The sequence below is a fragment of the Clostridium bowmanii genome, assembly GCF_018861315.1.
Classification (GTDB): domain Bacteria; phylum Bacillota; class Clostridia; order Clostridiales; family Clostridiaceae; genus Clostridium_AD; species Clostridium_AD bowmanii.
The window spans coordinates 85,696-102,264 of the sequence record NZ_JAHLDL010000014.1 but is presented as its reverse complement, the minus strand read 5'-3'; the positions used below and the strand labels follow the sequence as shown (position 1 = coordinate 102,264).

Below are 16,569 nucleotides of genomic sequence, written 5' to 3'. Positions count from 1 at the left end.
CAATTTTGATATGTGCCTTTCATTAACATGTGAGTAGCAGCCAATATAGCTTACAATTGTAATTTATAATAGTTCTCTTCTAACCCAATCTAAAAGCTGCATAGTTGCTCTTTCTCTTATTTTCTGCCTATCACCAGATAATTTAAACATTTTTGTTTTAACTTCATCCTTCATATATAGACCTACATACACAAGTCCTACTGGTTTTTCGTCGCTTCCACCATCTGGGCCTGCAATTCCTGTGGTAGAAATCCCAATATCAGTGCCTGCAGTTTTTGCTATACCTTGTGCCATCTCTGCCGCCACCTCACTACTTACTGCACCATACTTATCTAAGGTTTCTTTGGAAACTCCTAGTCTACTCATTTTAGCTTCATTGCTATAGGTCACGGCTCCATCCATAAACACAGAAGATATTCCTGGGTAATTTATAAGCTTTGTTGCAACCATACCTCCTGTACAGGATTCAGCAGTGGATATGGTTAGCTTTTTATCTATAAGCATCCCTCCAAGTACATTTTCTAAGGTTGTATCCCCTTCTCCATAAATATTACTGCCTAGTCTACTCCGTATTATGGCTTCCATAGGCTCCATGAGCTTTACCCCTTGCTCCTGCGTATTGGCCTTTGCTGTTATTCTAAAAATCATTTCTCCATCTTTAGCATAAGGTGCTACAGTTGGATTGCTTTGATTATCTAATATATCTTCAATCAATTCTTCAGCACTGCTCTCTCCTACTCCAATAACTCTAAGCACCTTTGAAACTAGTACACCCTGCTGATACTTTTGAAGATAAGGAACTACAGTCTCCTCAAACATAGGCTTCATTTCTCTAGGTGGTCCAGGTAAAAGTGCAACCATTTTTCCATTTTCCTCAATTATGCATCCTGGTGCTGTACCGTTATTATTAGGAAGAATCACTGCATCTACTGGAAAATATGCCTGTTTAACATTACTTTTAACCATTGGTCTATTCATAAATTTAAAATAATTTTCAATAATTTCTAAAGAGGGCTTATGAACTACACTTTGTTTCCCAAAATACTCAAAAGCTACTTCCTTTGTTAAATCATCCTTTGTAGGTCCAAGTCCCCCAGTAGCTATAACTAAGTCAGCTCTACTAAAAGCTAGTCTGTATGCCTCCAATAACCTTTGTGGATTGTCTCCAACTACTGACTGATGATAAACTGATATGCCTAAATCCGCAAGTCTCTTAGCAAGATATTGTGAATTCGTATTTACTATATCACCTAATAATATTTCCGTTCCTACTGCTAATATTTCTGCTTTCATAACTTCCTCCTTCTGGTTCCACCCACGTGGCAAGTTTCAAATAAATGCCACTAGTCCCACGTAATATTTTAGTACCCTTTTTTTAAATTTACTACATTTATTAACTCTTCACCTTGTACATATTTTTTCATATTACTATAGATAAGATCAAACCTTCTCTCATTTCTCATCTCTGAGATCCATGAACTATGAGAAGTTAGTATAACATTATTTAGATCCCATAATGGGTTATGCTCTTTTAAAGGCTCTTGTTCAAACACATCTAAAGCAGCCCCTGCTAGTTTACCACTTTTCAAGTTTTTAATTAGAGAAACTTCATCCACAATACTACCTCTAGCTACATTTATGAAAAAAGACCCTGGTTTCATTTCAATAAATCTATCTTCATTAATTAAATGATGGGTAGTTTTTGTATAGGGTATAGTACCCACAACTACATCACATAATTTAAGCATTTCGTCAAGCTCGCGCATAGCATAACATTTATTGAAATATTGAATATCTCTACCATTTGTATTTACACCCACTAGATTTACACCAAATCCTTGGAATCTTTTAGCTGCTTCCATTGCTATACTACCTGTTCCTATAAACCCTATAGTTTTACCGTATAACTCCATAATGCTTGTATCTATTTTCCATTTTCTATTAGTTTGATTTTCGTATAGCTTCTTACTATTTTTAAAAAGCTCTAGGGTTTTTAATACAATCCATTCCCCCATAGGTATACTGTAGCCACCTTTATTGTTACTAATTATGATAGAAGTATCTTTAACATACTCCACCGGCAGTTGATCAATTCCTATGCTAGATAATTGAACCCATTTTAGGTTTTTCATTTTTTCTATGTCTAAGGTTTTAAATGGATCATAACAAATTAAAACTTCTACATTGGAAAGTTCATCACTGTAAATTAAATCTTCCTCTTTGACTACTTTTATATCATAGCCAAAAGATTCTATATCTTTAATTTTCTCCCTACCATAGTTGTATGTGAAAAGCGCCTTAATAGCCATACACATCCTCCTTTACATTAAACTATTACTCCAGTTGGTGACACATTGCAAAAAAGGCGCCCCAGGGCACCTTTTTATTATTTAAATACATTTACTAAACTGGTGAATATGTCTTTACTCTCTTTAAGTTTTGTCTCATTTCCCAGTACGCAAAAACAATTTTCTTTTATAATGTCATCTAATAGTGATTTAAAAGACTTAATATCCTCTGCCTTTGTGCTTAATACCTCATCTCTTTCCATTTGTCTTTGTGACTCAGTAATACCTCTTATATAATATGCTGTAGCCCGCTCACCCTTCATAGAAGGTGATAAAGGTGAATCAAGCTCACTTATTGTTCCTATAATATATTTGGTCATTTCCCTTTCTGAAGCTTCAAAACTTCCTATATAGTCACATATTCCATCATAAGCCGCTAATGTCTCTTTCACATTAGGATCTCTATAAGATACAAAGACTATGTTACCACTCCTAGCTAAGTTTGCAAAACCACCATAGGCTCCACCTTGCACACGTACTCTATTCCATAAATAGTCTAAACTTGCTATAGTTTTAAGCACTAACATCTTACCTGAATAAGAATAACCCTGCTTAATGAAGTTATAGCCTTTAGCTACATACTGAACATCTGATGAAGATAATAATCCTTCATTGTTTTTATTAAGATCAAAATTATACTCTGCATCTGGCAATTTTTCTTCTCCCAATATGCTTATAATCTTAGGTAATTCCACAGCGAAAGCAGTATATACATCATCTTCTCCTGTAACACTTATCATAAGATTGTTCTTGTTAAATATAAGCTTTGATACCTTTTTTAAGTTTTCAATGATTTCTTCGGCTCTATTATCAAAGTCTCTTTCGATTTCACTTATAAATTCATAAAAAGATATTCCTGAAGTTTTTTCTATATAAGCTGAAGCTGGAGAAAAGTAGGAAGTGAGTCTTCCAGCTGCTGCCATATGCCCTCTATCAAGGATTTTCATTTCTTGCCTTGATTTTAGTTGCTGTACTAGTTCCTTCAAACGCTTCTTATCATCAAATACAGTGGTATTAATTATCTCTGCCATAAGATCAAATAGTTTAGGAAGTTTTGGAACTAATGCTTTAGTTTTTACTACGAGCTTTGGACTGTATTTTTCAAAATTCTTATTATCTCCATATATCTCCGTTGTAAAATGAATTCCACCTGTATGGATATTAATTTCATTAGATAAATCGGAATAATTAGTATTCTGAGTACTTACTCTTCCTAAAAGAGTTGATAGCAAGGTTACATAAGGTAATAACTTAATATCCACTTTTTTAGCATCAAATAACACATTTATATAGGCTATTTTATTAGTAAATATATTATGAGATAATACCTTTACTCCCTTCTCATCCATTTCCTTTAAAGGTAAGTGTTCTACCGGAACTTCAATATCTGAAAGTTCAAGTAGTGGTATGGTTTCAAGTACTTCCACAGTATCTGGTGTCATTTGTCTCTCTTTAAGAGCTTTCGTCCCTTTTATTATTTCATCTATTTGTTTTTCTGAAAGACTCGCCTTATACTTAGCTAGCTTTTCTTCTACTGCCCTTGTCTTTTGCTCTGCTAGGCCCTTTTTACCATTCAAAATAACAAATGAACTATGTGCATTATTTATTAGGTACTCCTCTATAAGTTTTTCAAAATAATTAGTTGTTAATGCAGCTTTTATTTTGCTTAAATAATTTTCATATTCTAAATGCATAGTTGGATCTTTATCATAAAGCCAACTGTCCATACTAGTTATATAATAGAATAATCCTTTTGGAAAACCTCCTAAATCAGCTTCCCTTAACTTAAATTCCGTAATATTTATACATGCTTCTATTAGCTTTTTATCTAAGCCTTCTTTAACTAAATTCTTTAGTGTTGTAAACACAACTTCCTTGAATTTTTCTTTTTGGCTTTCATTAGAGTTTTTTACTACTATACTAAACATTGGTTGCAAGATGCTATTATCAAAGCTTCCAAATACATCTTTTCCAAGGTCTGCTTCTACAAGCGCTCTTTTCAAAGGTGCTGCTGCACTTTCTAGCAATAAATATTCTAAAATTTCAAAAGCCAAATGATGTTCTGGCTTACTAATATTATCCCCGCATACAAAGTTCATACTCAAGAAGCTTTTGTCTTTCTCATCATCATCTGATGAAATAGGATATTCTATTTTGAGTTCTTTCATACTGCTAAACGGTTTTTGAAGGTCAATAGCTGAATCTACGTAAATTTTATCAAAATCATTTAAATATTTTTCACTAATAAATTGTAGCTCTTTATCAATATCTCCATCTCCATATAGGAATATATAACTATTTGAAGGATGATAATATTTTTTATGAAACTCTAAAAACTCCTCATGAGTCAAATCTGGTATAAACTCTGGATCTCCACCGGATTCTACACCATAAGAGGTTTCTGGAAATAGGGATTCTTGAACCTTACGCATAAGGCACCCCTCAGGAGACGAAAAAGCACCCTTCATTTCATTATAAACTACACCTTTATAAGTTAGTTTATCTTCCTTTTTTTCTAATTCATAATGCCAGCCCTCTTGCATTAATATTTCCCGTTTAGAATAAATATTAGGATAAAAAACTGCATCTAAATATACATCCATAAGGTTAAAAAAATCTTTCTCATTTTTACTAGCTAGAGGATATATTGTTTTGTCAGAAAAAGTCATAGCATTTAAAAATGTATTTAAAGAACCCTTTATGAGTTCAACAAAGGGTTCCTTTGTTGGAAATTTTCTTGATCCACAAAGTACTGAATGCTCAAGAATATGTGGAAGTCCATTACTATTTTTGGGTGGGGTTCTAAATCCAATAGAAAACACTTTGTTATCATCATCATTTTCTAAATGCATTAGTCTAGCTCCACTTTTTTCATGTTCGAATACTCTTGTAACTGAATTTAACTCTTCTATTTTTTTCTCCTGGATTAATTTAAAGCCATGATATATATTGCCAATGGTAAACTTCATTTTTTTCTCCTCCTTATATTTCCTTTGAAAATATGAAACACTTATTATGTGTTTCATCTCCTAAAACTTGAACTTGCCATATGCCACATGAACGATGCCTACCGATACCAAACTTGCCACCTGGGTGACAACTATCATTTAATAATCATTATACACCACTTTATTCCATACTACTAACAACATGAATACTTTCGTATATCTATATTTCCTCATTTTTATTCTGTCTATACTATAGTATTTGAACTATTATCTTTCCCAAAGTATTTACAAAATTAAAGTCCTCAAATCCAAACTCTTTTGTAACCGTTGATTCTGTTAAGTATAATACTGCTTTTACTACATCATCTTGAATCAATGGGATAGCTATAACCGACTGCCAATTTGGAACACCTGTAACTGTATCATACTCAGTTATTGTATCCCAATCTATCTTGCATACTCCCTGTTTACTATTAATTACAAATTTTATTATTTTTTCATTATAGGCATCTATATCCATCCATTCATTTCTGAAAATCTTTCTTGAGTATTTATCTTTAATTTCCTCATTGTCCATAATAAACAAAGTGCCCTTTTGTGCTTCTGTGATTTCAATAATTCTCCCTAGTAAGCTATATATTTTATCTTCTCTTTCGCCCTTTATATTTATAAGCTCAATTAATTCTATCATGGCAAGTACATTTCTATGATCTTGAATCGCATTTCCAGATATTATTCCAGTAAGTTTATCTGTTCTTTTAGCCTTTTTGGAATATTCACTGTTCCAAACAGCATACCTATTTCTTCCTTGCTCCTTTGCCACATATAGGGATTGATCAACTCGCTCAACTAATTCCTCTTGCCACTCACCATGAAGGGGGTAGGTGGCAACCCCCAAGCTTACTGTCACATCTCGCCTATTGTCTAGTATTTTTTCTTCTTCAATTTTGCGACGTAGTTTTTCAGCTATAAGCTGGGCATCACAAATACCCGTCCCTGGAAGAATGACAATAAACTCTTCGCCACCATATCTACCTACAATATCCGTTTCTCTTAAATTGCTCATAACAACATCACAAACCCTTTTTAATACATAATCTCCTGTGCGATGTCCAAACTTATCATTTACTAATTTAAAATGATCTAAATCATACATAATAAGAGAAAATTCACTGCTTGTTTGGCTGGATACTTCAATTTGTTCGCATAGGGCCTCCTCTAAATATTTTCTAGTAAGAGTTCCTGTCAATTTATCAATAGACGCACTTAATTTAAACTTGTATTTTTCAATTATTATACCTATAACTTTGCTAAGCTCCATACATTTTTTCATGCTATCCTTATTAAGATTATTTAATTCCCTTTGCGATTCTATATATACATATCCAATTACATGCTTACCATCCTGCATGTTTTTTCTTCTTTCATTTTTAATAAACCCTTTTTCATTGGTGTTTTCCATAACAATAGGAATACAAATAAAAGCTTTTAAATTATTATGAATATTATTTATATGGCCATTTATATTTCTCTCTAGAGAATAGTCCGTTACTAGAACTGGTGTCTGCACACTTAGAATTTTAGATAATCCTTCTTGGTCTTGTGGCAACTCATATCTTCTATCACTAGATGCAATAACTTTATACTCTTTATCCTTGTCATCATCATTTATAATAATAGTTCCCCTTGTTGCTAGGGTTATATAGGATAAATAATCCAGTATAAGCTCTAAGTTTTTCGAATTATCCCCTTGTAAATTTTCTAGCACATCACTTATGTCATGAATATCTTCTTGAAGGGAAGAAGAATATATTTTTTTTATAGACTTTATGAAGTTTTTATTTTTTAAAATATCTTTATGATTTACCTGCTCCAATAAATCCAATAACCCACCTTCATCACTTACATTAACTGGTTCAAATTCTAGCATTGAACTATCTTTATTACTCTTATAATAATTATTAATGATTAAAAATTTATTGAAAGGCCTCAATGCATTATTTAGGTTAACATAAGTTAATCTATATTCTACTGGTAGATTAAGAATTATATCCTTTAATATACCGCAAGCCTCAAAATAGTAAATTACTGCATACAAATAATCTTTTTTATCAAAATAGTAATCCCCCATTGAAGTGTATATTCTCCAATATATATCTAATTCTTTGTATTTTTTCGAATATTCTAAGGCTTCATTGAAAAATTTAATATTCTTCTTCTTCTTTTCAATTAACCCATCAACATATAATTTTTTAACGTAAACTCTACTATCTTTTAAATCAATATCAATTTTTTTAATTTCACTAAGAAAAACAGGCGCATATTCTTGTTTGTCATTTTCATATAAATAAATTACTACCTCGTAGAATATGTTAAGTCTGCTACTCAATGAGGCTATTTTACCTGCTATAGTTATAATATTTCCGAGATTTTCAATTAGTTTTTCATCATTTTCTTCTAAATGAAATTTTATATATTCATTTAAAACCTGTGCATTCCATTTAAAAATACATTCATCATAACCATATATATCTAATGTCTTATTTATATAAAATTGGGCCTTATTCAAATCCCCAAACTTATAGTTAATCTGGGAAGCTCCTAAGTAAAATTCACCTATTTCTTTTCCTTGATTTGGATAATCATCTAGTTCTTTAAGGCAAAGTTTATAATATTTATATGCATTGTCATAATAACCCAATTTTAAATTTGCACTACAAATTGAACTATAACAATAAAAAACATGGAATTCATCATCATACTTTTTGCATGTTTCTAGTGTCTCCATAAAATACTGTAAAGATATTTCATACTGTTCCATTGAAAAATATGTAGCACCTATGTTTATCAAAGCAAGTACGACCTCTGAGCTCATATTATTTTTTTCACAGATATCCTTCATCTTTATAAAATATTTTATGGCTTTATTATCATCTTGATAATAATCCCCATAAATAACCCCTATTCTATTTAAAGATTTTATTATCCCCCTAATATTATTATATCTATTACATACTTCTATATTTTCTTCAAAAATCTTCAATGCCTTGTCAGCTCTACCACTTCTTAAATAATATAAGCCCTTATAGTTGTAAAATTTAGTTTTCAGTTCTTCATATTCCCCAGTGCAAAGCTCTAAACAAGTGTTGCAGATAGTTTGTACGCTTTTATAATCCTGCTTTATGTCATATACAGCAGCTAGGATTCCTTCACATCTGAGCATCCCTGAAACATAATCTACTTTGGAAAGCATAACCTGAATTTCTTCAATATAATATACAGTACTATCTATATCATTTTTATTTAAATATACTTTTGCTACTTTAATTAAGCTATCTATTATATATTTATATAGCGCTGCATGCTGCTTATACTTTCCTATTGATAAATAGTATTTTATAGCTAAATCAATATGTCCTTCTTGTTCGTGTAAATTGGCAAGATCCATAATAAGCTTTATGTTTTTAATTGAATCAAAAGAATAGTCTAATATAGATTCAGCTTTAGTTAAATTCTTTATTGCATCACTTCTGTTTTTTAGAAGTTTCATTTTTTCAGCATTTTCAATGCAATAATCAATAATTTTTCCCTCTTGATTCGATTTTTCTAAATGATAAATCAATTCGTCAACATATTCTGTTCCACCCTCTTTATATTGACTTTCAATTGCTACTGAGGCTAACCTATGCATAACCTTTCTATCATCAGACCTGATTTTCTCATACATAAGGCTTTTAAGAAATTTATTGTAAAAATCAAAAACAAAGCCTCTGTCCTCTATTTTTTTACATAATATTCCTGAGGAAATAAGCCCTTCGATAGCTTTCTCTAAATCATTATTATCATTTTTAATAAAGCTCTTAATTACTTCTAAAGACACAGCACTATTAAATATTGATATTACTGTTAAAATATTGTAATTCATTTCTCCCATTTCTTTAACTTGGTTTAATAATACACCATGCATATCTGTTGGTACTATGAATTTAGAATATTCATAATCCCTACTCCAATTTCCCTCTTCACTATCTACATAAATATACTTTTCATTAAAAAAACTTTTTATAATTTCTTGCACAAATAATGGATTTCCCTTTGTCTTTTCGTATATACTATCTGCAAATTTATAGGGTATCTTAGGCATACATAAAATGTTTTGAATCATCTTCCCTACTTCTTTTTGACCTAGTTCTTTTAAAAAAACATTTGTTTCGCCACTATTATGAGCTATATTTTTTGTAAATTCTATAAATTTCTTATTTACTAAACACTCTCCATCACAATAGGATAATATGGCCATTATATTTTTATTGGATAATGTTTTTCTTATAAGATATTCCATTAGTTCTATAGTAAAATCATCTGCTAAGTGAAAATTATCAATAATTATAACTATAGGCTTACTTTTTATACACTCTTCTATAAATCCAGTTGCTGAATGTATAAGTCTAAATTTTTCTTTATCACCACTTAATGGTTCAGATGGAACTATGTTTTTTTTACCACCTAGTTCAGGTATAAATTTAACTAATTCCGACTCATATCTTTCTAACACTTCCCCTGGACATTCAGAAATAAATTGCTTTAATATATCTATAAAAGCCTTATTACTATCTTTAGTAGATGCATCTAAAATAAAGCTGCTATAAACATTTACTTTTTTTAAAGAAAAAAGATATTTTAGCGAATCAAGAAAACGAGTTTTACCAATACCTGATTCTCCATGGATTAAAATAGTAGAGTTATAATTATTTTTATTTTTAATAGATTGGTAAATGTCCATAATTTTATTAACTTCTTCATCTCTGCCTATCATTTTCAAATTGAAATTCAATTTTTCTATTTCTTCTTTTCTATGTGGTACATACTGTTTATTAAAAATAGTATTTATATCCATTACTAGTTCTGAAATACATCTATATCTTTTGTCTGCATCACTATAAGTCATTTTTTCAATAATCTTTTTAAAATTCACATTGAAATCTTCATTACTATTAAATATTTCTTCAAGTTTTACATCATCGAAAGATTTAATTTCATCATTAACAGAGATGTTATAATCTCTATTTTTCATATACATAACAAATAATAATATTCCCAGAGAATATATATCGCTAAAAACACTACATATTTCCCCACGTAATATTTCTGGTGCCTTAAAATAATCCACCTTATTTTCATTCTTCCAGAACTCCTGATTTTCAAGTTCAACTGTTGCGAAATCTTTGAATTTAATAGAAATTTTTTTATTAAAAGCTGTATTTGAAGCTATAATATTAGATAAATTAATATTTCCATAAATAAAACCTTTTAAATGAATATAATTTATACTCTGGCAAATCTCTATAAATAAATCTAATAATTCTTCACTTCCCATGTGCCCTGCAATATCCAAAATACTAGTGTTATTTTGCACGTATTCATTTGTATAAAAATACACTTTATCGTTCAATTTTTTATTATCTAAAAGATTAACTAAATCAAAATCATACACTGATATCATATTTTCACAGGTCAGGTTAGTTAAGCTCATAAACTGTTTGGTATAGAATTCTATTAATCCCTTTTGCAAATATTCTGAATTAAGAATATTTAATTGTATAGTATCATAATTTTTTATTATGTCATTAACTGCATAACTGGAAACTACTCTGTTTTGTTTTATACATCTCACTACTCTGTACCTATTATTAATAATCTCCATTTCAATCACTTCCTCAATATCAATTAAATATTTACATTAATTCAAAAAATACATCTAATGGACTAAGCTAACATATAACATATTCCTTGTATTTCATTATAAATTAAAATAAAAACATTCTATTTTTTTCTATATTTTATAATCTCTTTAAAATTTGTACTTATCTATCATTATACCAAATTACTATGTACTTTATCTTTTTTTATTATATAACGTCAAATATCAATACTAAAACAACATTTACAATGATATTGTTACATGAATAAAAAAGAAAAAAAGTATATATTACGCGTATTGCAATACGACTAATGCATTCACTCCGCTAAAAAATATAAACTCGCTGCCTCGCTCAAACATATATTCTTCTTTGCTACTAAAAACATTTGTTAGCAAATGTTTTTTCATATAACGAATTTAGCACCCATAAATATACTAAAAACACCTCCAATAACGGAGGTGTTTTAATATGTAATGCTGAATTATGTTAGTATTTCATATCCAGTTTCAGTAACAAGTATGGTATGTTCCCATTGAGATGATAATGAACCATCTGCTGTAACCGCTGTCCAATCATCTTCAAGTACATCAGTTTCTGGACCGCCAATATTGATCATTGGCTCAATGGTAAAGGTCATATTAGGTAATATTATCATGCCTTCTCCCTTTTTGCCTATATGAGGTACAAAAGGTTCTTCATGAAACTCAACCCCAACTCCATGTCCGCCATAATCATATACTACAGAATATCCAAGGCTCTCTGCATGCTCTTGAATGGCATTTCCTATATCTCCAAGAGTATTGTAAGGTTTTACCTGCTCCATGCCGAGTTCTAAACATTCCTTTGATACACGGACTAAATCTATCGCTTCTTTAGAACCTTCTCCTATTATAAACATTCTATTGGCATCCCCATAATAGCCATCTAGTATGCAAGTCACATCTACATTAACTATATCACCATCTTTTAAAACCGTGTCATCAGGTATGCCATGGCATATTACATCATTTATTGACGTACATACACTCTTAGGGAAACCACCATAGCCCAGTGGTGCTGGATATGCATTATGCTCAACAGTATACTCATGCACCCAAGTATTTATCTCATTTGTAGTTATTCCAACTTTTATTTTCTCCCCAACCATGTCAAGTACCTCATGGGTTAGTTTACAACATTTTCTTATACCATCTATTTGTTCCTCTGTTTTCATGATATCCCTAGGTATTTTATAACCTACTTTTTGTTCTATATTACTTATAAATATATCCTGATCCATGTGACATTTTTTATATTTTTTACCACTGCCACACCAACAAATATCATTTCGTGTTAAACTAGTCATTATATTTCCTCCCAATTAAAATTATTCAAAATATCAATTTCAACTACATTTATTTTTATATACTATTAAATATGCTTATTTCTAAGCAATTACAAATTTCAAGATTTTATGCTATATTGATATTCTCACCCTTAATTATAGTTTATAATTGCAAGTATTCAACCTTATTCTAACTTTTATTTATAATTCACCCTAAGATAACTTAGAAACGTGAACAAATATGATAAACCCGCCACCGCAATTAACTTAACATACAATTACAAATGCGCTATTTAATTCATAACTTCTTTTGCGCCTGCCTCTAATATTTCCTTACTGCCCCCCATTAGCATTCTGGTACTCTTCTCAGAATTTTCAGCTCTCCATGCCGATTGGCTCTCATTAAGATTATATTTACCTTTGCTTGCTAGTGCATCCGTTAAGGGTAAAACTTCATAAACGAACTTATTATTATCAGTATATCTGTGTACCCAAGTAGGTATATAGGAAACATCGCTTATTGTGATATCCTTAGATAATTTACTCTTCTTAATTTGTATATTTACAATAACCCCATCCTCAGTGTATCTATTATTTGTTCTTTCATATTGCTGATTGGAAATAAAATTACCCATTGAGTATACAACCAAGGATCTTTTACCTGTTTTTTCAGAAGTTATAAATTCCATAGTTTGAACTACATGTGGATGACTTCCTAAAATTACATCTACTCCATAATCACATAGTGCCCTTGCAATACTCTTTTGATGAACATTAGGTACTCTCTCGTATTCATTTCCCCAATGAATGAAAAATACAATTGCCTCAGCTCCCGCACTTTTCATTTCATCAATTTGTATTTTTATTTTATTTAGATCTTCATCAATATGTTCATAACTAAAAGTATTTAATAGATTTACAACATCACTAGGAATTTCTATTGCGTTTAATGTCTTACTTGCTCCCTTTCTTGGTGTTTCATAACTATAGCTTATAAAGCCCATTTTTATCCCTTTTACATCTTGTATTAGGTAGGGCTTTTTATCTACATTTTCCCTTGCTCCAATTTCTTTAAGGCTTCTCTTTTGAATCTCTGACATAGTGCTAAAAACACCCGCACTACCCCTATCTATAGTATGATTATTAACTATAGACAAAATATCAAAGCCACTGTCTACCATTGCATCTGCTAAGCTGCTAGGCGAATTAAAGGTGGGATATCCTGTATATTTATTCTTTTCTCCAGCTAATGTAGTTTCTAAATTTGCAAGAGCAATGTCCGCCGAAATTATATGTGACTTTACATATTTAAAATTATTATAAAAATTGTATTCCCCCGTATTCTCATTTAATTGTGCTTTTAGCTGGTCTTCATGAACTATTATATCGCCTACCGCTACAATGTTTGCCTCCTTGTATTCTAAATTTTCACTTGTAGTTGAATTCTCTTTAATCTCTTGCTTTTTAATATCCTGGTTTTTGCTAATTTTATAATTATCACCTTGGATGTTAATAATTAATGTACTGATAACCGAAGCTACAAAGATGCATATAATTATTAGTATTTGACTTGATTTTTTCATAATATATCACCACTTTACAAATTAATTAAATGAAAATTAGTTATAATCAATATTATACCATTTTATACAATAAATGTATTATTTTTATAAATACATTTATTTCATATTTAAAACAGTATTGTATATATTTTTACTATAAAATACATTTTTTGTTTTAAATATATTTTATGTATTCTATTTGTAATTAATAGTGTAATTTTCAGTCTAAATAGTGTAAAATACATTTAAGTGACTTAATTATTTATGTTGAGGGTGTGATATTTTATGCGGCTTGTACCAATTGAATTTGCAAAACCAGGAAATTATTTGGCCAAAACTATATTTGATAATGATGGACGAATTTTATTAAGAGAAGGTGTTGTACTAACCGAAATTTTTTTAATACGAATTAAACGTTTACGAATTTGTTCTATATACATTAGTGATGAGTATAGTGAAATTATAATTGAGGATGTTATAAAACCTGAATTACGTCAAAATGCTATAAAAGCTATAAAAGAAACCTTCTATAGTTTTGAAAAATATAATTTATATTCAAATAATATAAATTTCAACGAAAAAAAATTTGCGAAAGAAAACCATGCCTATTTTGAATCTATAGGAAGTATTGCCAGAGATATAATTGACGAAATTATAAGTAAGAAAAATGTAATGATTAGTTTAGTAGACATTAAAAGTATGGATAATTACACCTATCAGCATAGTGTAAATGTAGCTGTAATATCTCTAGTGTTAGGTGTTCAATTACAGCTAAATCAAAATGATCTTTACACTTTATGCATGGGTGCATTAATACATGACATAGGTAAAGTTCTTATTCCAATAGATATAGTACTAAAGCCCGGCCCCTTAACAAATGAAGAATTTGAAATAATAAAAGAACATACTACAAAAGGCTACGATTATTTAAAAGGTTGCTTAGATATATCTGCCCCCTCTAGAATCGTGGCGCTTCAACACCATGAAAAAATGAATGGATGCGGATATCCAGAAAATATAAAGAATAAATCTATAAACAGATTTGCGAGAATTGTTGCTATTGCAGATGTTTATGATGCGCTTACTTCAGACCGTCCATATCGAAAAGCCATGAATCCTAATGATGCTGTAGAATACATACTTTCCCATGGTGATACTCAATTTGATTATGAAATGGTTAAAGCATTTTCAAAGGCAGTTGTTCCTTACCCACCTGGAACACTGGTAAGACTAAGTACTGGTGATATAGGCGTGGTAACAGGTATATTCCCTAACTTTGCTTTAAGACCTCAAGTTAAAATTATAAAGAAAGGAACCACTGTCAATACACAAGAGATTGGTGAAACTGTTTCATTGATAAAACAGTTAGATATTGTAATCGAAAATATTGAATTTGTCATTTAATATTATAGAGGATATTCTGATACTTCAGAATATCCTCTATAATATTAAAAATCATTAATTAACTTGCTTTACTATATACCATTGATTATATAATTCTTTTAAGATACTCATATTTATTAGTACCTGCATTAGCTACTAAATTATTATTAGCTATTTCCGTGGCTTCTTCCATATTTTTGGCCTTAAACATTATAGTTCCACCATTTTTATTGTACCTTCCCCCGCAAATTAAATACTTAGAAGAATGATTTACCTTATCAGTACTCGCAGTATATGCTATTGATAAACTATCACTACCCTCTTGCGAATAATTTATCTTAACCCATAAATCCTTTGTTTCCATATTGTTTTACCCCCAGTTAAATAATCCACTAAAGTGGTACTTTTAAAAATACAGCTTCTCTGTAAATTCAAGCTACTATAAAATACAATATCTATATATTTAAAATACTTTACAGGTATTTTTACTTTTAATACTATATTTATATTATAGCGAACGTTTGTTCGTAAGTCAATAGATTTTATAAATTTTTAAATAATAGTGAATGAAAATTAATGGGTACAGGTTTAGAGTATGTTTTATACCCTAAGCCTGTACCCAGTTCCCCAAACGGTTTCAATATATTGAGGAACAGATGTAGATACCTCAATTTTCTCTCTAACTCTACCAATATGTACTGTAACGGTTGCAGTATCTCCTATAGCATCAAATCCCCAAATTTTTTCAAATAATTCCTCTTTGCTAAATACTCTATTAGGGTTTTCAGCTAAATACAGTAATAGCTCAAATTCCTTTTGTGTTAAATTTATTTCAACACCATTCATAAATACCTGCCTGCAATCTTTTCTTATTTCCAGACCTCTTATTATAACTGTGCTATTGGGGGCTCCACTCTTAAATTTATTTTTTATTCTTTCATAATTTCGAAGATGTGACTTAACTCTAGCAACTAATTCACTGGGATTAAATGGCTTTGTAATATAGTCATCCGCACCAAGACTGAGCCCCTTTATTTTATCAATATCCTCTTTCTTTGCAGAAACCATCAAAACCGGAATGTCCTTGTCATCTTTAAGACTACGCAGAATAGTATATCCATCAATTTTAGGAAGCATAGCATCAAGAATTAACAAGTCAAATTTGTTTGTTTTTAATGCATTTAACCCATCCACACCATTGTTACATATTTTAACTTCAAATCCCTCAATCTCTAGATAGTCTTTTTCAAGTTCAGCAATACTTTCATCATCTTCGACTATTAAAATTCTCTTCATATTAAT

9 protein-coding genes are annotated in these 16,569 nt (G+C 30.4%); 1 reads left to right on the top strand and 8 read right to left on the bottom strand.

The annotated features are described in order from the left end of the window. Positions 1-63: 63 nt before the first annotated feature. From KPL51_RS11390 to KPL51_RS11365, 6 genes are all read right to left on the bottom strand, one after another. Positions 64-1,293, bottom strand: coding sequence for a competence/damage-inducible protein A (locus KPL51_RS11390; protein ID WP_216161177.1), 1,230 nt, complete (start codon positions 1,291-1,293; stop codon positions 64-66). 68 nt (positions 1,294-1,361) lie between these two features. Further along, positions 1,362-2,309, bottom strand: coding sequence for a phosphoglycerate dehydrogenase (locus KPL51_RS11385; RefSeq protein WP_216161174.1), 948 nt, complete (start codon positions 2,307-2,309; stop codon positions 1,362-1,364). A 77-nt stretch (positions 2,310-2,386) separates the two neighbouring features. Continuing rightward, a complete protein-coding gene (locus KPL51_RS11380) occupies positions 2,387-5,317 on the bottom strand; it encodes an insulinase family protein (protein ID WP_216161172.1) in 2,931 nt (976 codons plus the stop codon). Positions 5,318-5,546: 229 nt separating this feature from the next. Beyond that, complete coding sequence (locus tag KPL51_RS11375; protein WP_216161169.1) at positions 5,547-11,000, bottom strand: diguanylate cyclase; 5,454 nt, start codon at positions 10,998-11,000, stop codon at positions 5,547-5,549. 479 nt (positions 11,001-11,479) lie between these two features. Further along, a complete protein-coding gene (locus KPL51_RS11370; RefSeq protein WP_216161167.1) occupies positions 11,480-12,343 on the bottom strand; it encodes a methionyl aminopeptidase in 864 nt (287 codons plus the stop codon). Positions 12,344-12,615: 272 nt separating this feature from the next. Further along, positions 12,616-13,905 carry a CapA family protein gene (locus KPL51_RS11365; protein ID WP_216161163.1) on the bottom strand — a complete coding sequence of 430 codons (1,290 nt, stop codon included), beginning with the start codon at positions 13,903-13,905 and terminating at the stop codon, positions 12,616-12,618. Between the two features lie 264 nt (positions 13,906-14,169). Here KPL51_RS11365 and KPL51_RS11360 point away from each other — a divergent pair, with 264 nt between their 5' ends. Further along, positions 14,170-15,288, top strand: coding sequence for an HD-GYP domain-containing protein (locus KPL51_RS11360; protein WP_216161160.1), 1,119 nt, complete (start codon positions 14,170-14,172; stop codon positions 15,286-15,288). An 85-nt stretch (positions 15,289-15,373) separates the two neighbouring features. Here the strand turns inward: KPL51_RS11360 and KPL51_RS11355 are convergent, their stop codons facing one another. Both KPL51_RS11355 and KPL51_RS11350 read right to left on the bottom strand, forming a co-directional pair. Then, the gene (locus tag KPL51_RS11355) at positions 15,374-15,631 is read right to left on the bottom strand and encodes a hypothetical protein (protein WP_216161157.1); all 258 of its coding nucleotides are present in this window, start codon (positions 15,629-15,631) and stop codon (positions 15,374-15,376) included. Between the two features lie 236 nt (positions 15,632-15,867). After that, positions 15,868-16,563 carry a response regulator transcription factor gene (locus KPL51_RS11350; protein WP_216161154.1) on the bottom strand — a complete coding sequence of 232 codons (696 nt, stop codon included), beginning with the start codon at positions 16,561-16,563 and terminating at the stop codon, positions 15,868-15,870. Positions 16,564-16,569: the final 6 nt, after the last annotated feature.

What these genes read in the sequence shown, in the direction of transcription:
- KPL51_RS11390 (WP_216161177.1), bottom strand. Translation starts at nt 1,293, where the DNA reads ATGAAAGCAGAAATATTAGCAGTAGGAACGGAAATATTATTAGGTGAT.
- KPL51_RS11385 (WP_216161174.1), bottom strand. Translation starts at nt 2,309, where the DNA reads ATGGCTATTAAGGCGCTTTTCACATACAACTATGGTAGGGAGAAAATT.
- KPL51_RS11380 (WP_216161172.1), bottom strand. Translation starts at nt 5,317, where the DNA reads ATGAAGTTTACCATTGGCAATATATATCATGGCTTTAAATTAATCCAG.
- KPL51_RS11375 (WP_216161169.1), bottom strand. Translation starts at nt 11,000, where the DNA reads ATGGAGATTATTAATAATAGGTACAGAGTAGTGAGATGTATAAAACAA.
- KPL51_RS11370 (WP_216161167.1), bottom strand. Translation starts at nt 12,343, where the DNA reads ATGACTAGTTTAACACGAAATGATATTTGTTGGTGTGGCAGTGGTAAA.
- KPL51_RS11365 (WP_216161163.1), bottom strand. Translation starts at nt 13,905, where the DNA reads ATGAAAAAATCAAGTCAAATACTAATAATTATATGCATCTTTGTAGCT.
- KPL51_RS11360 (WP_216161160.1), top strand. Translation starts at nt 14,170, where the DNA reads ATGCGGCTTGTACCAATTGAATTTGCAAAACCAGGAAATTATTTGGCC.
- KPL51_RS11355 (WP_216161157.1), bottom strand. Translation starts at nt 15,631, where the DNA reads ATGGAAACAAAGGATTTATGGGTTAAGATAAATTATTCGCAAGAGGGT.
- KPL51_RS11350 (WP_216161154.1), bottom strand. Translation starts at nt 16,563, where the DNA reads ATGAAGAGAATTTTAATAGTCGAAGATGATGAAAGTATTGCTGAACTT.